This window comes from Cellvibrio sp. ATLC23 (genome assembly GCF_057196725.1).
In genome coordinates this window covers 26289-51439 of sequence record NZ_JBXUOS010000012.1, presented here as the reverse complement: position 1 = coordinate 51439, position 25151 = coordinate 26289, and the positions used below count along the sequence as shown (strand labels likewise).

Sequence of the window (25151 nt, the reverse complement as noted above, 5' to 3'; positions counted from 1 at the left end):
TTGGAGGTGTTGAAAATAACTTAGCAGCAGTAGAGGAGGCAAATCAGCTCAGGGTATTTGTTGGCGCCTAAGCCCGTTCGTCACAGAAGTGTCATTTATTGCCCCTAGTTTGGCGCCGTTGAATCTTTTTAAAAAAATTAACGGGGGAGCTTAGTGTGAAAAAATATGCATCGGAATCAAACATGAATCGAAAATTCATCAAAACAGCTATGGCAGTTGTGATCGCGGGCTTGGCTGGCGGTGCGGTAGCTGATGGGCGCATCGAAGGAAAGGTAAACGCTACTGAAAAAGGCATTGCCTTGCAGGGTGCAAAAATTCGCATCGCAGAATTGAACCGCGAAGCTGTGAGCCAGCGCGACGGACGCTTTGTGTTTTTGGATGTTAAACCCGGCAACTACACACTGGTCACCAGTTATATCGGTGCGGACGATATTAAACGCGCAGTGATTGTGCAAGATCAACAAACCACACGCGAAAATTTTCAATTAACCGGTGTGTCCGGTTTGGTTGAGAATATGATTGTAATTGGTCAAGTGGCGGGCATTAATAAAGCGCTCAATAAACAGCGCAGTGCCGACAATATTATTACTGCGGTATCGGCCGATGCGATTGGTCAATTTCCGGATACCAATGTGTCTGAATCTTTACAGCGTTTACCCGGTTTATCAATTGAGCGCGATCAGGGTGAAGGCCGCTACGTGCGTGTGCGCGGTATGGGGCCAGATTACAACGCCGTCACCATTAATGGTGTCGGTGTGCCGGGGCCGGATGCGGATCGCCGTGCAGTGGCGCTGGATGTAATTCCATCGGACTTGTTAGAAAACTTAACAGTGACCAAAAGTTTAACACCGGATATGGATGCCAATTCACTTGGTGGCAGCATTGATGTGCAAAGCCTGTCGGCATTTGATCGCGATGGATTTTTTTATCAACTCACGGCTGAAGGCAGTTTTGATGAAAATACTGAAAATACCAGCCCGAAAATTGCCGCGACCGCAAGCAATCAATTTAGTTTGGGTGGTGATGAAAACAATCTCGGCGTAGCGTTTGGGATCAGTTCGTTCAAACGTGAGTTCGGTTCGGATAACGTAGAAACTGGCGGCGCATGGGATTTTGACGAAGGTGCTCTGTTAGAAGAATTGGAACAGCGCGATTACCGTATTACCCGCGAGCGCTCCGGTATTACCTTGAATTTGGATTACAAACCCAATGACAATACTGATTTATATTGGCGCAACCTGTACAGCGAATACACAGATGCAGAAATTCGTTTGGCCAATGTTATTGAATTTGAAGGTGCTGTCGCCGAAGGCGAAGTCGGTTCGGCGGAAGTGCAGCGCGAATTAAAAGATCGCACCGAAACGCAAAAAATTCTTTCGACTTCACTGGGCGGGCAGACCCGTTTGGATAAGTGGACTGTGGATTACCGTGCGGCTTATAGCAAATCTGGCGAAGACGAGCCGCAAAATATTGCCGGTGCGGTATTTAAAATTGACGATGATGTTATTGCCGATGAAGTATTTGATCTCTCCTATGGCAATAACAGAAAAATTCACATCAATGCGCCTGCTGAGTTTTATCAATCGGCCAGTTATAAATTAGATGAAGTTGAGTTGGGTAGTACTAATACCAATGATGAAAGCACGGCATTTAATCTGGATTTCACCCGCGACCTGGAGTTGGGCAATAAACCAGCACAAATAAAGTTTGGGGCAAAACACAGCGCCCGTGAAAAAGATAATGATGTCGAAGTGTGGATTGCGGAAGATTTTACCGGCGATACATCGCTCAGCACATTTTCTGGTGGCGCGGTAGATTATAAACACGGCCAATTTGGTAGCTCTATTAATGCTGCGCAGGTCAAAGCAGCAGTTGCAGATGCAGAATGGGATGAAGAAGAAAGTAGCATTGGCGATTATGTTGTCACTGAAGATACCAGCGCCGCTTATGTGATGGGGCGTGTGGATATTAATGCGTGGCGCATTCTGACCGGCGTGCGCTATGAAAGCACGGAATTTACCGCGCAGGGCAATTCCTATGATGCAGACAGCGGTGAAGTCAGTGCGACCTCGTTTGAAAATTCTGACGATTGTTTTTTACCTGCTTTACATATTCGCTACAGCATCAATGATAAAACACAAGTGCGCGCCGCTTGGACTAACTCAGTAGTGCGCCCTGGTTTTGCCGAGTTGTCTCCCGGCCGCTTGATTGAAGAAGATGACGGTGATATTGCCGCAGAGTTTGGCAATCCGGATTTGAAATCGCTGGAGTCCAGTAATATCGACTTGGGCATTGAGCATTACCCCGGTGTTGCAAGTGTAATTTCAGCGTTTGCGTTTTATAAATCCATCGACAATTTTGTTTATCAAACTGACCTGGGTGGCACTGCGGGTTATGAAGGGTTTGATGAAGTAGTAACCTATGTCAATGGCAATAAAGCCGACATACTCGGTGTTGAATTTTCCGCGTCTAAACAGTTCACGAGTTTGCCATCACCTTGGGATGGTTTGCTGATTGGCGGCAATGCAACCTTTGTTGACTCTTCGGCACAAATCGGCGGTTATGACGACAGTGAATTTATCGTGCGCGATATTCCTATGCCTAGCCAATCAGACGTTTCCGCGAATTTTATGCTGGGCTACGAGTCTGATGTGATGAGCATGCGCTTGTCGGCCAACTATAAATCTAATTACTTAATTGAAGTAAGTGATCCAATGGACGCGGTGAAAGACACTTATGTCGACGATCAAATGCAGTTGGATTTCTCTCTGCGTTATTACTTGAGTGATTCGGTTAAATTGCATTTTGAAGCATTGAACCTGACGGATGAGGTGTATTACTCCTACGTGAAAGATGCTAACTACAATTCGCAATACGAAAGCTACGGTGCGACCTATAAACTCGGTATTACCTTTATGCATTTTTAAGTATTGATTGGATGTGCTCTTGCGATTCGGATGGCTCTTGCTGAGCCATCCTATAACAAAGGTTTTGATTATGATGTATGTGCGTAGTGTGTTGCTGGCCAGTGCGCTGGCTATTTTTTGTTTGCCTGTGGTTGCTGAAAATAATTTACCGCCTGAGTTAAAACAAGGTTTGGTTGCGCCATTGCCGGTGCTGCAGCAACAGCAAATGACTTATCTTAGCCTGGGTGATGCCATTCACTGGCGCGCAGCCGATGGTTCGTCACTGGCGCAATTGCCACAATCGGCAGAATTGTTGGATTGGCGTTATCCAGTGACATTGGCTTCACAAAAAACTACCGGTGCAGAGTTGATTGCTGCAACGGTATTTTTACCTGAGCAGCAAGCGGGCTTGATCGCACTTGATCCGCAGACAGGAAAACTGCGCGAATTGCTGCGTGTACCTACACCGGAATTTAAAATCGAAAATTTGTGTTTAAGCCATGTAAGCGGAAAACACCTTTCGCTTTATTTGCTGGATGAACGCGGCATGGCGGAGCACTGGTTGGTGATTGATGCCAATGGCAACGCCGCCGCAAAATTATTGCGCCGTGTACCCATAGCACCTAACAGCAAAGCCTGTGCAGTGGATGATGCGCAGGACATTTTATTTGTCGCCGAAGAAGGTGTCGGCATTTGGGCGCAGGGTGCTTCCGAGGAATCCGCTCCCGGTCGCATAGCGGTGGATATGCAACAGCCTTTTGGTGCATTGCGCGGCAGTGTGGAATCGCTGGCCGTGGTGCCGCAAGGATTGATCGCCGCAATCGCGGAAGAAAAACAACTGGTGTTGTATCGCACACAGCAAGGTAAATTCAAACAACAGCAGGTACAGAACCTTCCCAATACTGATGAACCGGAAATGGTAAAAGCAGTTTTGGTGGGCGCTAATACTGCGGACAAATATGCACTCAAAGTGGTAGTGGGCGATGAAAAAACTGGCAACCAATTTTTATCCTTGCCTTGGCAATTAACACCGGAAAAGTCAGCCCACGCGATGGTGAGTGTGACAGCGGATGTGCAAACCCAAGTGATGGCGCGTTTTGGCGATGCCGCAGATGATCCTGCTATTTGGATCAACAAAAAACGCCCGCAAAAAAGTTTGGTGATCGGCACTAATAAACAGCAAGGCCTATTTGTGTACGATATGCAAGGGCGCGAAGTGCAGCAGTTTAATACCGGAAAATTAAATAATGTCGATGTGCGCTACGCGGTTCCCTTTGGTAAAAAAGTAGTCGACATAGCTGTTGCTACCAATCGCGATGATAATAGTTTGGCGATTTATACCATCGACCCAAACAATGGAAAATTATCCTATTCCGGCAGCGTCGCTACTGACCTTGAGGATATTTACGGTTTTTGTCTGTACCAGAATGCCAGTGGCATCACCTATGCTATTCCCAATGCAAAAAGCGGTGAGTTCCAGCAAATCCAATTAACCGCTGTTACTGATCCGAAAAATAAAAAATCTATTCACTGGCAGGGCAAAAAAGTGCGCAGTTTTTTTGTGCAGAGCCAGCCGGAAGGTTGTGTGGCTGACGACAAACACCAGCGCTTGTTTGTGGGCGAAGAAGATGAAGCGGTGTGGACCATCGGCGCTGAACCAAACTCAGGAACGCAAGTTGAATTAGTATTGCGCGCGGGCGATGTGTTAGTGGCCGACGTAGAGGGATTGGGAATTTATCAGGGTAAACATAAAAGTTATCTGGTGGTGTCCAGTCAGGGTAATAATTCCTATGTGATTCTTGATGCGGTGGCTCCCTATAAAGTTCGCGGTGCAATTCGTATTGATTTAAGTGCAGATAAGAATATTGACGGCGTTTCGGAAACCGATGGCCTTGAGGTGACTCATGCCAATCTCGGCGATGTATTTACTGAGGGTATGTTAGTGGTGCAGGACGGCCATAAAGTCATGCCGGAAGCACCGCAGAATTTTAAATATGTGAGCTGGGAAAAAATCCGTAACGCGTTGCAGTTAGATTAAAGGTAAATGGCAATGAATGATAAGAAAAATCTCCGACTTGTCGATGTGGATGATATTCCCGTTAACCCATCTGCCAATCCCTGGCTGTCAGATGTTATCGCTAATCGCCGCAACTTATTAAAAGGTGGGCTCGGGTTGGCGCTAGGCGGTTTTTTGGGCGGAAGTTTATCGGCTTGCACAAGCGATGCTAAAAAGTTATCGCCCGTGCTTCCGCTACAAACCACATCAACAGTGATTGGATTTAAATCTGTGCCAATTCAAGCTGCGCTTGATTTTGATCGTGTTGTGGTAGCAGAAGGTTATAGTGCGCGCGCATTTTTTTCCTGGGGCGATGAAGTTATTGCCGGTGCAACTCCCTGGAAAGCCGATGCAACGAATACTTGGCAAGAGCAGCAATTGCAGGCGGGACAAAATCACGACGGCATGGCCTATTTTCCGTTTCCGTCTGCGCCAAATGATCACGGTTTGTTGGTGATTAATCATGAATACACGAATCCGTCATTGCATCCCAATGGCCCCACTGAAACACTTGATGCGCAAGGTATTATTCATCGCCCGGAGCAGGAAGTATTAAAAGAGCAGGCTGCGCACGGTGTGAGTGTGATCGAAATTAAACGCGATCAGCCGCGCAATTGGCAGCGGGTAAAAAATTCTTCATTTAATCGTCGCTTAACCGCTAATACTCCCATGGAAATTACCGGGCCTGCAGCTGGTTCGGCAGATTTGAAAACCGCGCAAGATCCTACTGGAACCCGGGTGCTGGGCACGTTAAACAATTGCTCAATGGGGCAAACTCCTTGGGGCACTTATTTAATCTGTGAAGAAAATTGGCATAATTATTTTGTTAATCGCGACACGCAAGATTGGCAGCAGCGTGTTTCCCATAAGCGTTACGGCATTGCTAATGGCGCAAATAGCAGTAAATACTATTGGGAAACTGTCGATCCGCGTTTTGATGCAACACCAACCGAAAAACAATATTTTAATGGCTTTGTGAATGAGCCAAATCGTTTTGGTTGGGTGGTTGAGTTTGATCCTTTTGACACGCAATCGCTGCCAAAAAAACGTACCGCACTGGGGCGTTTTGCGCGCGAGGGTGCAACCCTTGTGGTGGGTGATGCAGGCGAAGTGGCCGTGTATTCGGGTGATGATACGCGCGGCGAATATGTGTATAAATTTGTCGCGCAGCAGCGCTTTGATAAAAAAAATCCAACCGCAAAACTGGATTTGTTAGATGAAGGCATTTTGTACGTTGCGGTATTTTATAGCGATGGTCGTGGCGAGTGGTTGCCACTGCTGTGGGGCGAGCGGGGGTTAACCGCGCGCAATGGTTTTATGAATCAGGCAGATGTACTAATTAATGCGCGCGCTGCCGCTGATATTCTCGGCGCAACACCGATGGATCGCCCTGAGTGGGTGGCGGTTGATCCGCACACACGCGAGCTTTACGTCACGCTCACTAATAATGATGAGCGCGGTACCAAACCGGATCAGCCGGTGGATGCCGCAAATCCGCGCCAAGAAAATCATCACGGGCAAATTCTGCGCTGGGCGGAAAAAGACTCCAATCCGGCGGCGACAGAATTTAACTGGGAAATATTTTTGCTTGCGGGCAATCATGCTGATGAAGCCTTTCCGGAAAATCAGCAGGGCACTATTCGCGGAGATAAATTTTCCTGTCCGGATGGTTTGTGGTTTGATGCCGATGGCCGCCTGTGGATTGAAACCGATTTCGACGATGAAGAAAGTGTGTATCAACCAATGGGTTGCAATCAATTGCTCTGTGCCGATCCCGTATCCCGTGAAGTGAAACGATTTCTGGTCGGGCCGCGCGGCTGCGAAATTACCGGTTTGACTGCAACGCCGGATGGCAAAAGCCTGTGGCTCAATATTCAGCATCCAGGAATTAGCTACCCTGCCAGCGACGGCAAAACTCGACCGCGTTCTACAACGGTGCTAGTGACTAAAAATGATGGTGGAGTGATTGGTTCCTAAATGTAATCTTGCAAAATAAAAATGCCCGGCAGATGTCGGGCATTTTTTATCGATTGGTATTTTATATGCGGGAGTTTGTTACTGGCCTTTGCGCGATTCGCGAATATAGAAGCGTGCGCTTTTAGCTTGGTTGTAGCAGTTATCGAAGTTTTCCACGCCTTGCATGGTGCGTGCGGTGGTAATCAGGCCTAGCGCTTTGGTGTAACTGACTGTTCCGCTAAAGCCATCTGCTTTGGCGATGGATAGCTCGCTCCAAGCGGCATCGATTTCTTGAGCGCAGGCACTGCGGTATTGGGTTTTTCCAGCGCAGGCAGAAATCGCACCGGCAAGTACTAATAAACTGCTAATGAAGATAACTTTTGAAGATGACATCTGTGATTCTCCATGGGTGATGTTGATCATTGGATCAAGATCTGGCTCAAGAGTTCACATTCTCGCTGGTGTGGGGCGGAAAGCCAAGCCTGTGTTAGGCAAGTAGTGCGTCTGCTTGATGATGAAGCTCCCGATCAACTACATGGATCGCCATTGAGAGCACTTGATCAAAGGGGGCATTCACATCAATTGTGAATACATCTGGTTCGTGGCTCGGGTCTTCCAAACTGTCGAATTGGCTATCGACCAAGCTGGGCGCCATGAAATGCCCGGCGCGTTTGTTGACGCGATTTTGAATGGTGTCTTTGTCGCTGTTTAAAAAGAGGAAAATGGTTTTCAATCCGGCTTTGCGCAGCTCGTCGCGATGCATGCGTCTAAGGCCGGAAAATGCCAGTGTTGAATGCTGATGATTGCGTGCAACACCGCGAAAGTAATCGCGCATACGAATGACCCATGGCAGGCGCATGGCATCGGTCAGGGGTTGACCTTTCGCCATGCGATCGCGCGCTTCCTGACTGTGAAAGTCGTCGCCATCCAAATAGACGTAACCGTAGTGTTCAGCCAATGCCTTGGCCAGTGATGACTTTCCGCTACCTGAAACACCCATAATAATAATGAGGTGGGTGCTGGCATCAGGGTTAGTTATCGCTACTGAATAGTGCATGGAAGTTTTCTCGTGTACACCGAAAGATCAAAGCATGCGAGCATGCTGATGATAGCGCAATCATTGTGCTTGTGGTATGTTAGCAAAAAATAATAGCCAAGTGCAGATATTGCCTATGAAAACAGCAAAAAAAAGAAGTTCCGATAAGAAAATCACCCTTGTTGATGTGGCCGATGCATCAGGTGTTAGTGCAATCACTGTCTCCCGCGTGATCAATCAGCCCGAAAAAGTATCAGAATCTCTGCGCATTCAGGTGCAAAAAGCCATTGATGCGCTCGGTTACATACCCAATCAGCATGCCAGTTCTTTGGCTTCCTCCAAGTCAAGAGTGATAGGCGTTGCCATTCCATCATTGAGTAACATCGTCTTTACCGAGGTGTTGCGCGGTATTTATGAGGTGATGGGCGCAGCGGGCTATAAGGTACTCTTGGTTGATACCCATTACTCGCCCCTGGAAGAGGAAAAAATGGTGCGAACACTGCTGAGCCAATCGCCCGAAGGGTTGATTATCACCGGTGGCGACCAGACCAAAGCCTGTCAAAATTTCCTGCATAAGGCGCGTATTCCGATCGTGCAGATCATGGAGTTATTGGCCGATCCTATCGATATGAATGTTGGGTTTGCGCACGGCCGCGCGGGTTTTGATGTGGTGAAGTATTTGCTGGGGCAGGGTTATGAGCGCATCGGTTTTATCGGCGCCCGTATGGACCCGCGTGTGCAGCAGCGTATGCAGGGTTACAAGCTTGCACTCGAGCAGGCGGGTAAGTTTGAAAAGAATTACATAGTCACCACCCCAGAGCCATCTTCGATTGGTGTTGGTGGCGAACTGTTCAAAAGTTTAATGGCTTCCACGAATGGTGTTATCGACGCTGTATTTTGTGTGAATGATGACTTGGCTCTCGGTGCCTTGTTTGAGGCGCAGCGGATGAATATTCGTGTCCCTCAGGATATGGCAATTTGTGGTTTTAACGATATCGAAGCGGCAGAGTACGTAAACCCATCGCTCACCAGTGTGTCGGTTGGCCGTTATGAGATGGGTGTTAAAGCGTCTGAAATGATTATTCGTGTGCTCAATGAGAAACCGATTGAGTCGAAAAAAATAGATATGGGTTATGAGATCCGCAAGCGTGCTTCGACCAGTCGTTTGTTGTAGCGATTGTTTGCCGTCTGTAATCCGCAAAAAACTATAAAACAAGACCTACTACTAGAGCCCTAATGCATTTCCCTCTGATGGATACCGCTCTCTCGGGTGGCGAAATGCTATTAATCAAAAGTTGGAGAGTAATGGTGAATGTGCAACAGCCCCTGGCAACAAAAGATGATCGCCTCGCTAAGCTGAGCTGGCGCGAGCGAATTGGTTACGGTTTGGGTGATGCCGGATTCAATTTTTATTGGGCGATTATTGGATCTTATTTAGTATTTTTTTATACGGACGTGTTTGGTATTGGCGCTGCTGCAGCGGCAACCATGATTACCGTTACCAAGATTATTGATGCGATTACCGATCCAATCATGGGCGGCATTGCCGATCGCACCAATACTCGCTGGGGAAAATTTCGCCCCTATTTACTCTGGGGTGCGCTGCCGATGATGGGTGCAGGCATTTTAACCATGAGCACCCCTGAGTTGGATGATACAGGTAAGTTGATCTGGGCATACGCGTCTTACTGCCTGTTAATGCTTTGTTATACCGTGTTGAATATGCCGTACAACTCGCTCTCCGCAGTCTTAACGGCTAACACCCAGGAGCGCAATAAGCTCAATAGCACGCGCTTCTTCTTTGCCTACTTCGCCAGTATTTTGGTGGGTGCGGCCACGCCGGAATTGGCAGAGTATTTTGGTGATGGCGATCGCTATTCCGCAAAAGGGTGGCAGATGACCATGGTTATTTACTCAATCATCGCCAGCTGTTTGTTTATGGTTACTTTTTTGACTACGCGCGAGCGAATCCAGCCAGCGCTCACGCAAGAAAAAACCCATCCCTTAAATGATTTGAAAGATCTGTTCATCTGTCGCCCATGGTTGGTGTTATTTGTATTGGCGCTGGTGTTTATGATCACTATGACACTGCGCGGTAGTTCAGCTGCTTATTATTTTCGCTATTTTGTTGAGCGCCCGGATTTGCTTGGCAACTATATAGGTTTGCAAATGGCGGGCCTGATGGTCGGCGCAATGTTCGCTTCAACCGTTACTAAATATGTCGATAAACGTAAATTGTTGATGTGGTTGCTGTGTGTGGTCGCGATATTGTCAATTGCATTCACCTTTGTGCCCAAGCCGCACGCTAACGGTGTATTGGATATAACCTCTAATGAGGTGCAGCTTGATGCGGCCACCTTGCTTGGGAGGCCTCATGCAGAGGGTGATGTCTATCAGTGGCTGCGCCACGACAAAATTTTTTGGATTATTAAAGAGCGTGTGCCTTTGGCGGAAACAGGGCCGGCATTGAATCTGCTTGATGCGAACGGGCAGGTAATTAGTGTGAAGCGTATCGGCGCGGATGGCACAGTGCGCGATAGTGCAGAGTTACCTAAAGAAATTATCTGGATGTTTGCACTGAATATTCTGATCAGTATTGCACTGGGTTTTAAACCGCCGATTACCTGGGCGATGTATGCTGATGTGGCTGATTATAACGAGTGGAAAAATGGGCGCCGCGCAACAGGTATGACTTTCGCTGCTACCACTTTCTCGCAAAAAATTGGCAGCGCAATTGGTTCGGCATTAATGCTCTCAGTGTTGGCGATGATGGGCTATCAAGCAGGTCAGATGCAGGATGGCGCTTCGCTCGATAGCATCATCTATATGCAAACCTTGGTGCCCGGGTTATTTGCGCTCCTCACCGCATTATCGCTACTGTTTTACAACCTGAGTGACGCTAAAGTGGAATCAATCCAGCAAGAGCTTGAGGCGCGTCACTCCTAGCTATTACTGCTTTAATTTAGCGCCGTGTTGCGGCGCTTTTTTATTTCCCTCCCCACTCGTAATAATTGTTTTCGATAGGACACCTTCATGACCAACGCTCTACTGAGTCCCAGCCAGACTGGCGAACGCTATGATTTGTTAACTCCGACGGCCATGCCGCGCGCTGCAGGATTTCTGTGGAATCAGCAGATGATGATTCAGGTAACCTGTCGCGGTTATGCGGTTGCACAATTTATGCAGCCCGAACCTGCTAAATATGCCTATGCGCCGAATCTGGAAGCAAAAACATTTATGCAGCCGGAGCAGCCCTACTATGCCCATCATCCGGGGCGGTTTTTTTATATCAAAGATGAAGAAACAGGAAAGATTTTTTCTGCGCCCTATGAGCCAGTGCGTGCGCCCTACGAAGATTATGTTTTCTCTGTTGGCAAAAGCGATTTGCAGTGGGCGATTGAGTGCGATGGTGTGCGCGCCGAGTTGACGCTGTCACTGCCGGTAAAAGATGTGGTGGAATTGTGGCAATTGCGCGTGATTAATAATTCCGGCCGCGTGCGCAAACTGAGTGTCTATACTTATTTCCCTGTTGGCTATATGTCTTGGATGAATCAGTCGGCCGAATACCGTGCAGATCTCGGCGGAATTATCGCTACTTGTGTCACCCCTTATCAAAAAGTGGCTGACTATTTTAAAAATAAAAATTTCAAAGACAAAACATTTTTCTTGCATGAGGTTAACCCCGTTGCCTGGGAGGCCAAGCAGGAAACCTTTGAAGGCGAGGGTGGGTTGCACAATCCAACTGCGTTGCAAGCGGATGTGCTCGCCTGCGGTGATGCGCGTTATGAAACGCCTGCGGCGATTTTGCAATACCGTTTGGAAATGCCGGATCAGGCGCAGCAAGATTATCGATTTATTTTTGGGCCGGCATTTGACGATGCAGAAATTAAAAACCTGCGCGATACCTATTTGAGCGCATCGGGCTTTGCTAAAGCGCAGGCGGATTATGCCGCCTATATCGCCACTGGCAGTGGCTGTTTACAAATTGAAACGCCCGATGCGGAGTTAAATAATTTTGTAAACAATTGGCTGCCGCGTCAGGTGTTTTATCACGGTGATGTCAATCGTTTAACCACAGACCCGCAAACGCGCAATTATCTGCAAGACAATATGGGGATGACTTACATCAAACCCGAAGTTACCCGCGCGGCATTTTTGCATGCGCTCAGTCAACAGGAAGAATCGGGCGCTATGCCGGATGGTATTTTGCTCGCCGAAGGTGCCGAGTTGAAATATATCAACCAAATTCCTCACACGGATCACTGCGTGTGGCTACCGGTGTGTTTAAAAACCTATCTCGACGAAACCAATGACTACGCCATTTTGCAAGAACCTGTAGCAGGTCATGATGGTAAAACTCTTTCCGTATTCGAGCGCATCTCTAATGCGATGCGCTGGTTATTGCAGTCGCGCGATCAGCGCGGCCTGAGTTTTATCGCTCAAGGTGATTGGTGTGATCCAATGAATATGGTGGGCTACAAGGGCAAGGGCGTTTCTGGTTGGTTATCCCTGGCAACGGCTTATGCATTGAATTTATGGGCGGATGTCTGCGCTAAACAATCCCAAACAGGATTGCAAAACGAATTTAGTGCTGGTGCGCAAGATGTGAATGCAGCAGTGAATAAATACTTGTGGGATGGCGACTGGTTCGGACGCGGTATCACTGACGATGACGTGGTGTTTGGTGTAAGCAAAGACAAAGAGGGGCGCATCTTTTTAAATCCGCAGAGTTGGGCGATTTTAGCAGGTGCGGCGAGTGCAGAGCAGCGAGAAAAAATGATTGCCGCCATTGAGCAGCAATTGGAAACACCTTACGGTGTAACCATGCTTGCGCCTGCATATACCGCGATGCGCGATGATGTGGGTCGGGTGACGCAGAAGCATCCCGGTTCGGCGGAAAACGGTTCGGTTTACAATCACGCGGCGATTTTTTATATCTACAGTTTGTTTAGCATTGCTGAAAAAAATCATCACTATTCGGATCGTGCCTATAAATTGCTGCGCCAAATGATTCCTGGTCCAAGTGAGGCAGATTATTTGCAGCGCGGTCAGTTGCCGGTGTATATCCCCAATTATTATCGCGGTGCTTATCACCAGTATCCGCGCACTGCGGGGCGTTCATCACAGCTGTTTAATACCGGCACTGTGTCTTGGGTGTATCGCTGTTTGATTGAGGGTGTGTTTGGTTTGCAGGGTTGTGAAAAAGGGCTGCGCATCGCGCCGCAATTGCCATCGCACTGGCCGAGTGCTTCTGTGGTGCGGCACTTCCGCGGTGCCGAGTTTAAGGTGGAGTTGGTGCGCAGTAATGTGAGTGCAATCGAGGTGCGCTGTAATGGTGAGCTGCTTGATGATAATTGCATTGGTAATATTCAGGCGGGGCGCAGCTATTCAGTGCAGGTGTTGATTCCGCAGTAGTTCTAAGCGGCAGCATTTAATGCGCTGCGGATAACAAAAAGGCGCAACCCATTAATGGTTGCGCCTTTTTTGTTGCAGCGTGAAGATGTTATTAATCTGTTTTTGCGGTTTTCTTGGCAGCTTTTGCCTTGGTGGCTGGAGCCTCTTCAGTGGCGGGTTCAGCTGCTTTTGCCTTGGTTGTTTTGGTTTTGCTGGCCTTGGTGGGTGCTGCGGCTTGGCGTGTTTTGACGATAGAGAGATATTTGACCCAAGCTTGCTCTATAGGGCTTTTGGGGGCGCTCTGATTGGCGATGACTTTGAGCATGTGCAGATCGTCTGCGGTGGGGTCTGAGACTTCTTCCATTGTTAGGGCATTTATCAGTATGCCCTGTTTGCGAATCAGGCGCGCCTGAATGTCCGATAGGCCACCTTTTTCAAAACCATCGGGAAAGTTAACGGTATCTTGAAATGTTTGTTTCAGATAGTGGTCACGCGGCAGCATAGAGTATCTCCATTATTAGTATGTGCACTTCTGGGTTAGGTGCTAACTGTGGGCAACTGCATCCTTTATCGGGTTGCTCGCCAGTTGATATCACCCCAAGCCCAGCTCTCTTTTTGGTTGTGCTGGAAAAGGTTCCAAGCAAAAGTTGCTGCCGAAGATAATCTGTTTTTATGACACTGTATAGACCTAAAATTATGCTTTATGGTGTCTATGGCAGCATTTGGGTTAAATTACGGGCATAAAAAAACCGGCTTAAGCCGGTTTTTTTACACGCGAGATCAAAAGGGCGATTAAGCTGCTGCCAATGCCTTGATTTTTGCGTTCAAGCGGCTCTTATGACGAGCGGCTTTGTTCTTGTGAATCAGGCCTTTGTCAGCGATACGATCGATCACTGAAACAGCTGAAACATAAGCGGTTTGGGCAGCTGCTTTATCGCCAGTGGCGATAGCGGCAAGCACTTTCTTGAGGTAAGTACGCCCCATAGAGCGCATGCTTGCGTTGTGCTTGCGAGCTTTTTCATTTTGACGCGCGCGTTTTTTGGCTTGGGGTGAGTTTGCCACCTTAGTGCTCCTATAAGATAAATTCTGGACAAATACTGTCGAAAAAAGGGTCGGGATTCAAGGACGCGACATTATGCCGTGTTCGATTTTTTTGTCAACCAATATCCCCGAGTAATTGACTGATTATAGTCGTGGTGGGGGGAGTTGCTGTGCTAACCAGTATACAGGTACGCGGCATGATAATATTGGCGCCAGCGATCAAGGTTGAAACCTCCAGGGGATTTTTGCGTGTCTACTCATGATGAATCCAATCAAACCGATGTGAATGCCACAACTGTGCGCAGCGGCGATGAATTTGTTGCTGCTCCCAACGCCACGCAATTCACCCAATACAGCGCTCCCCATAATCACTCCGCTGGATTTGCGCAGGCGCGGGAGCTGGTTAAACAATCCCAGAGCGGCAAGGGCACACTGCTGAAGAAACGCTTTTTGTTGGAAGATGTGCTGGGGCACGGCGGTATGGGCACCGTCTATAAAACCAAGGATCTGCGCAAAGTCGAAGCGGAGGATCCCAATCCTTATATCGCCACCAAAATTCTCAATCAGGATTTCAAAGACCATCCCGACGCTTTTGTTACCCTGCAGCAGGAAACCGCCAAGTCGCAAACCCTCGCCCACCCTAATATTGTCACGGTGCACGACTTTGATCGCGAGGGCGATACGCTGTTTATGACCATGGAGCTGCTCGAAGGGCAGCCGTTGGATCAACTGATCAAGGCGCAGCGTGGCAAGGGGCTGGCGAAAGAGCGGGTCTGGAAAATCACCAAAGATTTGTGTGCTGCGCTGGCTTATGCCCATCAGCGAAAATTAATTCATGCCGACTTCAAACCCGGCAACGTGTTTGTTAATACCGATGGCAACGCCAAGGTGCTGGATTTTGGTATCGCGCGCGCCGCCTCCAAAGAAGTGCAAAAACACCATTTTGATGCTGGGCAGTTAGGCGCATTGACACCTGCTTATGCCACCATCGAAATGGTAAAAGATGAACCGCTTGGTTTTAGCGATGATGTCTACGCGCTCGCCTGTGTGGTGTATGAAATGCTGGCGGGGCGCCACCCCTATAACAATCGCTCAGCGTTGGATGCGCAGCAACAAAAGCTGACGCCAAAACGCTTGGATAAACTCAGCGCCCGTGAGTGGCGAGCACTGAGCCATGCACTGGCACTCACTAAAGCAGAGCGCACGGCGAGCGTTGCGCAATTTGTTGATGAGTTATTTCCCCGGCGCAATCCGTTAATGTTAACCGTCGCAGTCAGTTTGGCGCTGGTATCACTCGCCGGTGCGGCTTGGTTTGGTTATAGCCAATATCAAGCAAAGCAAACATTACAGGCGACCATCGCCGAAAAAATCACTGCAGCGCAACAATGTTTTGCGCAGAGCGATTTTAATTGTGCGATCGAGCAGAGCATGGTGGCGACCAATCTTGCGCCGGATAATCAGGTTGCCATCGCTCTTTTACAGGCAGCGCAAACGGCCAAGGCTGAACGTGTCGATGAGGAAAAAATGGCGGCCTTGGTGCAAGAGGCTGAAACCTGTTTGCAGCAGCAGGATTTAAATTGTGCCAGGCTTTTTGCCGAGCGCGCGCGTGAACTCAATGCCAGTCATTCGGCCAGCCAATTGCTCATGGAAAAAATTGCCAAGATTGAACAGCAACAACAATTAGCATTGGCAGCGCAGCAGCAGTCCATTAATCAGGAATTAGTAACTGGGCAAAATTGCCTGAACGCAAAGGATTATGATTGTGCACTGGCAGTGGCAGCTAAGGTATTGTCGGTTGATCCGGCCAGCGCGCAGGCGGTTGAATTGAAACAGTCGGCAGCGATGGCGCAGCAGCAATATAAAGAGCTGGGCGCAAAAACCGCAAAACTGCTCGATGATGCCGAGCGCTGCATGGGGAAAAAGAATTATGCCTGCGCGATTGCCAAGGCGGAGTCGGCACTGGATTTGGATTCCACTAACAAAGCGGCAATTGCGTTAAAAACACGGGCGCAAGAAACCCAGCGCAAACTTAAGGAAACCGGTTTTACAATTAAGTAAGTGTATTGAGATCAAGAGTTCGCAACCATAACCGATCAGGTACTGCAAATATGAAAAGCAAAGCGATTATTGTTCTATTGTCATGTCTTTTGGCGAATCCGCTACAGGCGTTTAGTTTAAAAGATTTGAAAGACAATATAGATCGATCTCACAAGTGCAGTAGTGGCGATCAGGGCTGTAAAAATCGCGAGCGCTTAAAAGCGGCGGCGCGCGTGGCTGCTGTAGCAGTGGCAGTGACGGTGTTGACCAAAATGATTATCAAACATCGCTCCGAGCGAATTGCAAAAGAGGGGCAGGTAGCGGAAGAGTACAAAGCGCAAAACAACAACCTGCCTGCCGAGCCTATGGCGACGCAATACGTCACCAAAACCCTGCCGGGCAATATTGTTCAACCGGGCAAAGAGGTGATTATTCAGTCCGATATAGTGGTAGTGCCAGGCACCAAACAAAAAACTGCATTGATCGAAGAGCGCATTGCGATTTACGACAATGAAGACAATAACAAAGAGTTAAAAAACTTTACCAAGCCGGTGAACGCAAAAACCAAACGCGGTGGCCGCTACCAAAATGAGTTTTCGTTTACCCTGCCTGAAGGTTTGCCACAGGGGGTATACCCGATTAAAACCGAGTTGTTACTTAATGGGAAAGTGGTGGATAGTTCAAATAATGATATCCAGCTGGTCTTGCAAGTTAATGAATTTGGTGCGATGCAATTGTTGGCGATGAATTGATTCTATAAAAAAGGGCGCCACTATCGGCGCCCTTGTTGTATCTGCTGCTTATTTGTTGGTGTTAAAAAATGGCAGGGTGCCATTGGGCAGCATGGTGGTAGGCAGTTGTCCGTTCCATTTTTCCGCTTTAGTTAATTCAATTAAATTTTGATTTTGCGCCAGCGCTTCAGCGCGAATTTTAATTGCCGAGGCTTCTGCATCACCTTTAATACGAATACTTTCGGCTTCTGCTTTGGCGCGGGCTAATTGTGAATCGGCTTCTGCCTGTGCTTTGGTGACGGCAATCTGCGCTGTTACCCGCTCTTTTTCCAGATTTTGTTTTTGCGTTTGCACTTCCACTTCTGCACGCATGCGGTCTTCTACGGATTTTTCGTAAGCTGCACTGAAATCGATATTTTCAATCTGCACTGAGTTGATCACTACCGGGCCATTGATGGCTTTGGTGATGGCGTCAGTGACATCGATACCGAATTTAATCCGCTCTTGCACCACGGAAATTGCGGTGTATTTACCAAAAATATTTTCAACTTGGGTAGGCACTTGGCGATCAACCAAACGTGCCATCATTGAGTCGATACTTTTGAAGTTGGCATAGACCTCTTCCACTCTGTCGGCTGGCACACTGAAAGTGACTGATGCGCGAATCGTCGCGGGTTGTTGATCGCGGCTATAGGCTTGCAGCGCTTGATAATTGGCGGTGTGGGTTTGTGTGGAGATTTTTACCACTGTATCAATGAGTGGAATTTTAAAACCCAAACCGGGTGCTGCGGTACCGATAATTTTTCCGTTGCGCAAATGCACACCGCGTTCACCTTGGTCCACTGTGTACCAACTGCCGTAAACAACCGTAAGCAGAAACAATACAATCAGTACTGGAATAAGTTTGGCGAGACTGATGGGGTTGGGTGAGCTGAAATCGGCTTTTAACATGGTGCGTCCTTATAGTGGGTTAAACGTAGTGGGTTAAGCAGTTTTGGTTGAGTGTTGCAGTAAAGAGTGTTCAAGTTCTTCTAGCCTTGCGGGCGTGCCTACATCGCTCCATTGGCCACTGTGTACTTGTCCGGTCAGTTGTTTATGGTTAATTGCGCGGCGCAAAACTTCTACCAGCGGAAATTTTTGTCGCTTGCCCGGGTACTCGCTAATTAATTCCGGCTTGAGCAAACTGATGCCGCCAAAGGTAAATCGTTGTGGATGTGTTTTGTCGGGATCATCGAGTAATTGGCCATTTTCTGCCAGAGCAAAGTCGCCCTGTGGATGAAACTGCGGATTGGGCACCAGCAGTAAATGCCCCGCTTGGTTTTCACTAAATGGCTGCTGGATAAATTGTGCAAATTCCAGATCGCACCAGACATCGCCATTGATTAATAAAAAAGGCTCAGCGCTGAGCAAATCGATTGCGTGCAAAATAGCGCCGCCGGTTTCCAGTGGTTCGGGTTCGGTGGAGTAGTGAATATTTACATCAAATTGTTGGCCATCTCCTAAGTGGGCGCGAATTTTTTCACCGAGGTAAGCGAGGTTGATTATCACCTCGCGAATACCGGCACGCTGTAAATTTTCCAGATGATATTCAATCAGCGGTTTACCGCCTGCGCACAGCAGCGGTTTGGGGGTGTGATCGGTAAGTGGGCGCATGCGATTGCCGAGCCCGGCGGCGAGAATCATCGCTTTCATTGTTTGTCCGCCGTTTGATTTCCTGCGATTCGATTTCCTGCAATTCGATAGTCCTGATACCAACTCTGCTGTTGCGCCAGTGGCAATAAGGTGTGTTTAAACCAAGTGGCGAATGCCTGTAATTGTGGATATTGCTCGGCAATTTCGAGGGTGTAGCGAATCACTAACGGCAGGTCATTTAAATAGCCAGCTTTGCCATCGCGCAAATTCAAGCGCGCAAAAATACCCAGCACTTTTATATGGCGCTGCAAACCGAGCCAATCAAACCAGCGCAGAAATTCGGTTTCACTGATGTTCGGAATAATGCCGGCGGCGATGGCGCGTTGGCGATAATCCAGCGCCCAGTGCGTGACTTTTTCTGCGGGCCAGCGCAGATAACAATCGCGCAGCAACGAGACTAGGTCATAGGTGGCGCCGCCCCAGAGCGCGCCTTGAAAATCAATCACGCCGAGGGAGTTGTCATCGAGCAGTAATAAGTTGCGTGAGTGATAGTCGCGGTGCACAAAGGTTTGCGGTTGGGCGAGGGCGTTGTCTTCCAGTTGGATGAACACATTATTGAGTAACTGCTGCTCTGTTGCGGTGAGTGAATGCCCGAGCAATTTGCCTGCAAACCATTCGCTAAATATTTCCAACTCGCGGCGCAAGAGTGCGCGGTCGTAACGTGGAATAAGTGCAACATCATCCTGACTGTGCTGTAACTGCAGCAGGGTAGAAATTGCTTGTTGATAGAGGCTATCGGCATTGCTGGAATCGACTTCGCGAAAGAATAAGCGGTCGCCCATGTCTTCAACTAACAAGAACCCTTGCTTGGCATCGGCGGCGGCAATGCGCGGGCTGCGCACACCTTGCTGTTCAATCAGACGGGCGATGGCGAGGAACTGCGCGGTATCTTCGCTAGCGGGCGGTGCGTCAACTGCCAACCATTGTGACGGTGTCTGAAAGCGAAAGTAGCGGCGAAAGCCCGCATCCCCTCCCAAGCTGTGTAGCTCAATGGGATGCAACTCTGCTGATGTGTTATGGGTTACCCAGTGAGTAAGGGCTAACTTTCTGCCATCGGTGGCCGCTGCAGTCGATGCGTTTGTCGCGATTGGATCGACCTTGGTATGGGGCGTGGTCATGCAGATTCCGAAATTGAGGTGATTATTGGGCGGCATCAGCTGTGCTTGCCTTTAGGGCTGGATTCTACCCCAGCCAGGCGATTTCCCCCAATTCATTCCCTGTGCAGGTTGTTTACAGTAGAATCGCATCAATTTTTTCGGCGGCATACTTGGCGCGCCTATTTGAGACCGCGGTTAATGGCTCCATCCCAGCATCACCCCAAACAGTATCTGCGCAGTAAATTTCTTCGTTCCCGCCTAGCCCTGTGTGTTGCAGCCCAGTGTGCGGGATTGCTGCTCCTGTCTGCTCCCTTGGTGTGGGCGACTGACTCTTCCACCCCAAAAGACCCCAATGAGCAATTGCGCGAATTGGATTGGGTGCCGCTGGATGAGCTAACCCCCGAGCAGCGCGCGCAAGTGCCTACCGCCTGTTGTGGTGCCTATGTGGCGCCGCCGCGCGATGATGCTGAATCGGATATGGATCCGGAAAAAGCCAATATCTTTGGCACCGCAGATTACTCAGAGTCAGAAAAGCAAACCAAATTTATCATGCGCGATGACGTGCGCCTGACGCAGGGGCGCCGCTCCTTTCGCGCCGATACTTTCACTTTCGATAAAACCACCCGCGAAGCGGAGCTTGAGGGCAATATCCAAGTACGTGAGCCGGGCGTATTACTGCGCGCCGACAAAGCCTATGTCGATACCAATACCGGCAATGCCCGCTTGGATAACGCCCGTTTTGTGCTGTACGAAACCCGCGTGCGCGGCCGTGCTGAAAGCCTGCAAAAATTTGGCGATGCGGTAATCAGTCTGGATCAGGGCACTTTTACCAGTTGTGAGCCGGGCGATAACACCTGGTCAATCCGCGGCTCAAATATCACCCTGCACAACGACAAACACTACGGCACCGCCAAGCACATGCGTTTGCATATCAAAGATGTACCGGTGGTTTACGCGCCTTACTTTCGTTTTCCAGTGGGGCCTGATCGCCTGACCGGTTTTTTGTTTCCCTCAATAGGTTTTGATGAAAGTGACGGCATAGGCGAGTTTTCCGCGCCGTTTTACTGGAATATCGCGCCCAATTACGATGCTACTATCACGCCGCGCTACCTTTCTGATCATGGCTATATGCTCGTGACCGAGTTGCGCCACAAGTCCGAATTTTTTGATACAGAGCTGAGTGGCAGTGTGCTGAACAACGATCGCAGTGGCGATACTGGCCGCGCTGACGATGAAATCGATCAACAGTATCTCGGCAAAGATCGTTGGCAATACAGCTTGGAGCAAACCGGCGGGCGCAACCAACCATGGGCGACTGAAATTGATTACACCGATGTTAGCGATACCGATTATATTCGCGATGTCGATGGCAGCGCGGTTGATCTAAATCGCCAAGCCTATATTCGCCAGCGTGCCGCCGCCACTTACAGCAGTGAGCATTGGCAGTTGGGCGCCAAAGCCGAAGAGTTTCGCTTGCTGACCAGTTCGCAATTGCCTTACCGCGAATTACCACGCTTGCATGCCGATGGCCAATACCGCATCAATGATTGGTTGATCGAGCTGGACAATGAATTCACTCATTTCGGCATGAATCGCTATTTTGAAGAAGATCCCGCCAATGCGCTCTACAAAGCGGATTTGATCACCGGAGAGCGTTTGCGCACTAACTACAAAGTCACGTGGGATAAAGAATTTACCATCGGCTATATAAAGCCGGGCGTGGGTCTGAAAACCCTTGGTTACGAGTTAGAGGCGACCAATCTGCGCACGGATGTGGACAGCAGCCAGCAATACTTAGCGCCGCAAGGTTCACTGGATATGGGTTTGTATTTTGAGCGTGACAAAACCTTGTTTGGCGACGCATTTACCCAAACCCTGGAGCCGCGTGCATTTTATCTCTATCGCGATTATGAAAATCAGGACGCACTCTATGGCCTCACATCCGCAGCTAGCTATGTCAATTTTGATACATCGGATCTGATTTTTACCTACAACCAACTGTTTCGCGACTCGCGCTTCTCGGGCGGTGATCGCATCGATGATACCAATCACTTAGCACTGGGTGTAACCAGCCGCTTTGTAGAGAGCGATACCGGCATAGAGCGCTTGCGCTTGAGTATCGGTCAGATTAGCTACTTTGAAGACAGGGAAGTCAGCATCCTCAATAATGATGACGCCTATGCCAATACCCGCACTAGCTCGGCGGTGGCAGGACAGGTGAGTACGCTGATTGGCGATCATCTGCGCATTAGCAGTGACGTGCTTTACGACCATCAGCAAAAGCAGATAAATACTGTCAGTACCAGCTTGAATTACATGGATGAGCAATATCGGATTTTGAACGTTGGCTACCGCTATAGTCGCGATCCGGTTTCGCTCAGTCCACTGGAAACTACCCCGAATATTGGCGAAAACCTGAATCAGATCGACATCACCACACTCTGGCCAGTTTCCAACCAATGGGCATTAATTGCCCGTGCTAACTACGATTTTACGTACAATGCGGAACTCGACACCTTTGCTGGGCTCGAATATACCGATTGCTGCTACCGCGTGCGTATTCTCGCGCGGCAGTGGGTGGATTTCGATTTTAGTCCCGATTTTATGGAAAACCTCAGCAGTAATGACTATGACCGCGGTGTGTTTATCGAAGTGCAGTTGCGCGGTTTTGGCAATTTGAGTCAACGTATTAGTAACTTGCTCGACAAAGCCATGTTTGGTTATGGTGAGCGTGAAGCATCTCTACAATAAAACAGTGATTGAATTATGAGTAAGAACCAAAGCAGGCCACATCTTTTGCACATGGGTTGGACATTATTGTTAGGCGGTGTGCTGCTGGCGACCAGCCAACTCGGTTTGGCGCAAAGCAATACAGTATCACTGGATCGGGTGGTGGCTATTGTTGATAAAGATGTAGTGCTGGAAAGTGAATTGAATGATCGCAAGGCGTCCATTCTGGAGCGTTTGAAAGGCCAGTACCAGCAATTGCCACCCGAGGATGTGCTCAACAAGCAAATTCTTGAGCAGCTGATTATCGAGCGTATTGAATTGGGCATGGCCGAGCGTTACGAAATCAAAGTCGATGAAGCAGAAATCGATCAGGCAATTGGTCGGGTGCTGCAAAAAAATCAAATTACCTTGGCGCAACTTGAAGCTGATTTGAAAACGCAAGGCTTGACGCTCGAGGGTCTGCGCAAACAAATGCGCAATGAGTTGACTATCAGTCATTTGCAGCAGGGCATAGTGAATAGCCGCATCAAAGTGACTGAACAAGATATCAATAACTTTCTTTCGTCTAGCGATGGCAAGTTTGCTACCTCGCCGGATTTTCATATCGGCCATATATTAATTGCCGTGTCCAGCAGTGCCGATGCAGACACTATTGCCGCCGCTGAAAAGCAAGTCAACGATATTTACCAAAAGCTGCAATCGGGCAGTGATTTTTCCCAGATGGCGATTAGTTATTCCAATGATCAAGCTGCGCTGCAGGGGGGCGATATAGGTTGGCGTAAACTGGCGCAACTGCCGGAGTTGTTTGGCAATCAAATGGCTGAGTTGCGCGAGGGGCAAGTATCTAAGCCTTTCCGCAGCGGCGCCGGTTTTCACATCCTCAAAAATATTGAACAGCGCGGCGGCGGCGAGCAGTTAGTTGAGCAGACTCATGCCCGCCATATTTTGATCAAAACCTCAGAAATTATGGACGATGCACAAGCGCGTCAGAAACTGTTGGATTTAAAAATGCGTATTGAAAAAGGCGAAGATTTTGGCAAGCTCGCCCGTGAGCATTCAGAAGATACTGGCTCTATGTTGAGCGGCGGCGATTTAGGTTGGGCCACTCCGGGGATGTTTGTGCCTGAGTTTGAAGAGGCAATGGGCAATACCTCTATCGGTGGCATTACTCGCCCCTTCAAGAGCCAGTTTGGCTGGCATATTTTGCAAGTTCTCGAACGCCGCAAAGAAGATATGAGCGATAAAATGAAACGCAACCAAGCGGCTAACGTGTTGCGTTCACGTCGTTTTGACGAAGAGTTTCAGTTGTGGCTGACCCAAATCCGCGAAGAGGCTTACGTCGAAATCAAACTCTAAGCCTGTAGTTTTTTACCGGTTTTATCGGCGGCTAAAAATTGGATTGCCATGGGCGGTTCTGTTTTTAGCCGCTGTGTTTTTTAGCATAGTATTTTATTTATTTTTTAGGCGCAGATAGCATGACCTCTGTATATCGAATTGCTCTAACTCCGGGTGAACCCGCCGGTATAGGTCCAGATTTGGCCGTGATGCTGGCGCAGCAAGCCCTGCCCTATGAGGTGGTGGCAATCGCTGACCCACAATTATTGCAAACACGTGCCCAACAATTAGGTTTGCCGTTGCAGTTGCGCGAAATCAATCTGCAGGATGCGCCGCGCCCGAGTGCGGCCGGTGAATTGGCGGTGCTGCCTATCGCGTTGGCTGAGTCCGCTGTGCCGGGCAAACTGAATGTTAAAAATGCACCTTATATTTTGCACACGCTGGATGCTGCTATCGAAGGTTGCATAGCTGGTTATTTTGCAGCGCTGGTTACTGGCCCGGTACAAAAAAGTATCATCAATGATGCCGGTATCGCATTCAGTGGCCATACCGAATATCTCGCGGAAAAAACGCACACTCACAAAGTGGTGATGATGCTCGCTACCGAGGGCTTGCGTGTGGCATTGGCCACTACCCATTTGCCGCTGAAAGATGTTGCAGCGGCAATTACCGAAGACGAACTCACGCAAGTGACGGAAATTTTGCAGCGCGATATGCAAACCCAATTTGGTATCGCTCAGCCCCGTATTTTGGTGTGTGGTTTAAACCCGCACGCCGGTGAGGGCGGTCACCTCGGGCGCGAAGAAATTGAAGTCATCGAGCCGGTGTTGGCACGGCTGCGCGCGCGGGGAATGAATCTGATTGGCCCGCTACCAGCCGATACGTTATTTACGCCAAAATATTTGGATAACGCCGATGCAGTGCTCGCCATGTATCACGATCAGGGTTTGCCGGTTTTAAAATACAAAGGCTTTGGGCAGGCGGTGAATATTACGCTGGGGTTGCCGATCACACGCACCTCGGTTGATCACGGCACCGCGCTGGATTTGGCCGGCACAGGCAAAGCCGATATGGGCAGCTTACGCACTGCATTAAGTTACGCTCTAGCTATGGTTGAAGCAAAACACGCGCGCTAATTAT

Annotated in this window: 18 protein-coding genes; 11 read left to right on the top strand and 7 right to left on the bottom strand. The window is 48.9% G+C overall.

Going from position 1 to position 25151, the window contains the following annotated elements; translation table 11 throughout:
- Window positions 1–182 precede the first annotated feature (182 nt).
- The 3 genes from AC2CG4_RS16995 to AC2CG4_RS16985 all read left to right on the top strand — a co-directional run bounded on the left by AC2CG4_RS16995 (window position 183) and on the right by AC2CG4_RS16985 (window position 6939).
- Complete coding sequence (locus tag AC2CG4_RS16995; RefSeq protein WP_484487405.1) at window positions 183–2927, top strand: TonB-dependent receptor; 2745 nt, start codon at window positions 183–185, stop codon at window positions 2925–2927.
- 70 nt (window positions 2928–2997) lie between these two features.
- Entirely contained in the window at window positions 2998–4944 is a 1947-nt protein-coding gene (locus AC2CG4_RS16990; protein ID WP_484487404.1) for a phytase, read from the top strand.
- A gap of 12 nt (window positions 4945–4956) precedes the next feature.
- Window positions 4957–6939 (top strand): PhoX family protein, encoded by a 1983-nt coding sequence (locus AC2CG4_RS16985; protein WP_484487403.1) that lies wholly within the window; start codon window positions 4957–4959, stop codon window positions 6937–6939.
- 78 nt (window positions 6940–7017) lie between these two features.
- On the opposite strand, the gene AC2CG4_RS16980 is transcribed toward AC2CG4_RS16985, so the two are convergent.
- Window positions 7018–7311 (bottom strand): hypothetical protein, encoded by a 294-nt coding sequence (locus AC2CG4_RS16980; RefSeq protein WP_062061204.1) that lies wholly within the window; start codon window positions 7309–7311, stop codon window positions 7018–7020.
- Window positions 7312–7405: 94 nt separating this feature from the next.
- Window positions 7406–7975 carry a gluconokinase gene (locus tag AC2CG4_RS16975; protein ID WP_484487402.1) on the bottom strand — a complete coding sequence of 190 codons (570 nt, stop codon included), beginning with the start codon at window positions 7973–7975 and terminating at the stop codon, window positions 7406–7408.
- Between the two features lie 115 nt (window positions 7976–8090).
- Here AC2CG4_RS16975 and gntR point away from each other — a divergent pair, with 115 nt between their 5' ends.
- The 3 genes from gntR to AC2CG4_RS16960 all read left to right on the top strand — a co-directional run bounded on the left by gntR (window position 8091) and on the right by AC2CG4_RS16960 (window position 13369).
- The gene (gntR, locus tag AC2CG4_RS16970; RefSeq protein ID WP_484487401.1) at window positions 8091–9128 is read left to right on the top strand and encodes an HTH-type transcriptional regulator GntR; all 1038 of its coding nucleotides are present in this window, start codon (window positions 8091–8093) and stop codon (window positions 9126–9128) included.
- Window positions 9129–9190: 62 nt separating this feature from the next.
- Complete coding sequence (locus AC2CG4_RS16965; RefSeq protein ID WP_484487400.1) at window positions 9191–10900, top strand: MFS transporter; 1710 nt, start codon at window positions 9191–9193, stop codon at window positions 10898–10900.
- 87 nt (window positions 10901–10987) lie between these two features.
- A complete protein-coding gene (locus AC2CG4_RS16960; RefSeq protein ID WP_484487399.1) occupies window positions 10988–13369 on the top strand; it encodes a GH36-type glycosyl hydrolase domain-containing protein in 2382 nt (793 codons plus the stop codon).
- 91 nt (window positions 13370–13460) lie between these two features.
- On the opposite strand, the gene maoP is transcribed toward AC2CG4_RS16960, so the two are convergent.
- The gene (maoP, locus tag AC2CG4_RS16955; RefSeq protein WP_484487398.1) at window positions 13461–13850 is read right to left on the bottom strand and encodes a DUF413 domain-containing protein; all 390 of its coding nucleotides are present in this window, start codon (window positions 13848–13850) and stop codon (window positions 13461–13463) included.
- 290 nt (window positions 13851–14140) lie between these two features.
- Window positions 14141–14410, bottom strand: coding sequence for a 30S ribosomal protein S20 (rpsT, locus tag AC2CG4_RS16950; RefSeq protein ID WP_062061190.1), 270 nt, complete (start codon window positions 14408–14410; stop codon window positions 14141–14143).
- A gap of 228 nt (window positions 14411–14638) precedes the next feature.
- Here rpsT and AC2CG4_RS16945 point away from each other — a divergent pair, with 228 nt between their 5' ends.
- Window positions 14639–16447: a serine/threonine-protein kinase gene (locus AC2CG4_RS16945; protein WP_484487397.1), complete on the top strand. Its 1809-nt coding sequence runs from the start codon at window positions 14639–14641 to the stop codon at window positions 16445–16447.
- A 50-nt stretch (window positions 16448–16497) separates the two neighbouring features.
- Complete coding sequence (locus tag AC2CG4_RS16940; RefSeq protein ID WP_484487396.1) at window positions 16498–17178, top strand: hypothetical protein; 681 nt, start codon at window positions 16498–16500, stop codon at window positions 17176–17178.
- A 48-nt stretch (window positions 17179–17226) separates the two neighbouring features.
- On the opposite strand, the gene AC2CG4_RS16935 is transcribed toward AC2CG4_RS16940, so the two are convergent.
- From AC2CG4_RS16935 to AC2CG4_RS16925, 3 genes are read right to left on the bottom strand one after another with little or no spacing between them, the layout of a single operon-like run.
- Entirely contained in the window at window positions 17227–18108 is an 882-nt protein-coding gene (locus AC2CG4_RS16935) for an SPFH domain-containing protein (RefSeq protein WP_484487395.1), read from the bottom strand.
- A 33-nt stretch (window positions 18109–18141) separates the two neighbouring features.
- Window positions 18142–18849 carry an N-acetylmuramate alpha-1-phosphate uridylyltransferase MurU gene (murU, locus tag AC2CG4_RS16930; RefSeq protein WP_484487394.1) on the bottom strand — a complete coding sequence of 236 codons (708 nt, stop codon included), beginning with the start codon at window positions 18847–18849 and terminating at the stop codon, window positions 18142–18144.
- Window positions 18846–19967, bottom strand: coding sequence for an aminoglycoside phosphotransferase family protein (locus tag AC2CG4_RS16925; RefSeq protein WP_484487393.1), 1122 nt, complete (start codon window positions 19965–19967; stop codon window positions 18846–18848). Before AC2CG4_RS16925 ends, murU begins: the two co-directional genes overlap by 4 nt.
- A 177-nt stretch (window positions 19968–20144) precedes the next feature.
- Between AC2CG4_RS16925 and AC2CG4_RS16920 the strand changes: the two genes are divergently transcribed.
- The 3 genes from AC2CG4_RS16920 (at window position 20145) to pdxA (ending at window position 25147) form a co-directional block, all read left to right on the top strand.
- The gene (locus AC2CG4_RS16920; protein WP_484487392.1) at window positions 20145–22697 is read left to right on the top strand and encodes an LPS-assembly protein LptD; all 2553 of its coding nucleotides are present in this window, start codon (window positions 20145–20147) and stop codon (window positions 22695–22697) included.
- 15 nt (window positions 22698–22712) lie between these two features.
- A complete protein-coding gene (locus AC2CG4_RS16915) occupies window positions 22713–24032 on the top strand; it encodes a peptidylprolyl isomerase (protein WP_484487391.1) in 1320 nt (439 codons plus the stop codon).
- A 119-nt stretch (window positions 24033–24151) separates the two neighbouring features.
- On the top strand, window positions 24152–25147 hold the full coding sequence (gene pdxA, locus AC2CG4_RS16910) for a 4-hydroxythreonine-4-phosphate dehydrogenase PdxA (RefSeq protein WP_484487390.1): 996 nt from the start codon (window positions 24152–24154) through the stop codon (window positions 25145–25147).
- The last annotated feature ends 4 nt before the right edge of the window (window positions 25148–25151 follow it).

Excerpts from the sequence above, each read along its gene's own strand:
- AC2CG4_RS16935 (WP_484487395.1), bottom strand. The coding sequence starts at position 18,108 with ATGTTAAAAGCCGATTTCAGCTCACCCAACCCCATCAGTCTCGCCAAA.
- AC2CG4_RS16990 (WP_484487404.1), top strand. The coding sequence starts at position 2,998 with ATGATGTATGTGCGTAGTGTGTTGCTGGCCAGTGCGCTGGCTATTTTT.
- AC2CG4_RS16975 (WP_484487402.1), bottom strand. The coding sequence starts at position 7,975 with ATGCACTATTCAGTAGCGATAACTAACCCTGATGCCAGCACCCACCTC.
- AC2CG4_RS16960 (WP_484487399.1), top strand. The coding sequence starts at position 10,988 with ATGACCAACGCTCTACTGAGTCCCAGCCAGACTGGCGAACGCTATGAT.
- AC2CG4_RS16925 (WP_484487393.1), bottom strand. The coding sequence starts at position 19,967 with ATGACCACGCCCCATACCAAGGTCGATCCAATCGCGACAAACGCATCG.
- AC2CG4_RS16940 (WP_484487396.1), top strand. The coding sequence starts at position 16,498 with ATGAAAAGCAAAGCGATTATTGTTCTATTGTCATGTCTTTTGGCGAAT.
- AC2CG4_RS16915 (WP_484487391.1), top strand. The coding sequence starts at position 22,713 with ATGAGTAAGAACCAAAGCAGGCCACATCTTTTGCACATGGGTTGGACA.
- AC2CG4_RS16965 (WP_484487400.1), top strand. The coding sequence starts at position 9,191 with ATGCATTTCCCTCTGATGGATACCGCTCTCTCGGGTGGCGAAATGCTA.
- AC2CG4_RS16985 (WP_484487403.1), top strand. The coding sequence starts at position 4,957 with ATGAATGATAAGAAAAATCTCCGACTTGTCGATGTGGATGATATTCCC.
- AC2CG4_RS16920 (WP_484487392.1), top strand. The coding sequence starts at position 20,145 with ATGGCTCCATCCCAGCATCACCCCAAACAGTATCTGCGCAGTAAATTT.
- pdxA (WP_484487390.1), top strand. The coding sequence starts at position 24,152 with ATGACCTCTGTATATCGAATTGCTCTAACTCCGGGTGAACCCGCCGGT.
- AC2CG4_RS16980 (WP_062061204.1), bottom strand. The coding sequence starts at position 7,311 with ATGTCATCTTCAAAAGTTATCTTCATTAGCAGTTTATTAGTACTTGCC.
- AC2CG4_RS16995 (WP_484487405.1), top strand. The coding sequence starts at position 183 with ATGAATCGAAAATTCATCAAAACAGCTATGGCAGTTGTGATCGCGGGC.
- gntR (WP_484487401.1), top strand. The coding sequence starts at position 8,091 with ATGAAAACAGCAAAAAAAAGAAGTTCCGATAAGAAAATCACCCTTGTT.
- murU (WP_484487394.1), bottom strand. The coding sequence starts at position 18,849 with ATGAAAGCGATGATTCTCGCCGCCGGGCTCGGCAATCGCATGCGCCCA.
- maoP (WP_484487398.1), bottom strand. The coding sequence starts at position 13,850 with ATGCTGCCGCGTGACCACTATCTGAAACAAACATTTCAAGATACCGTT.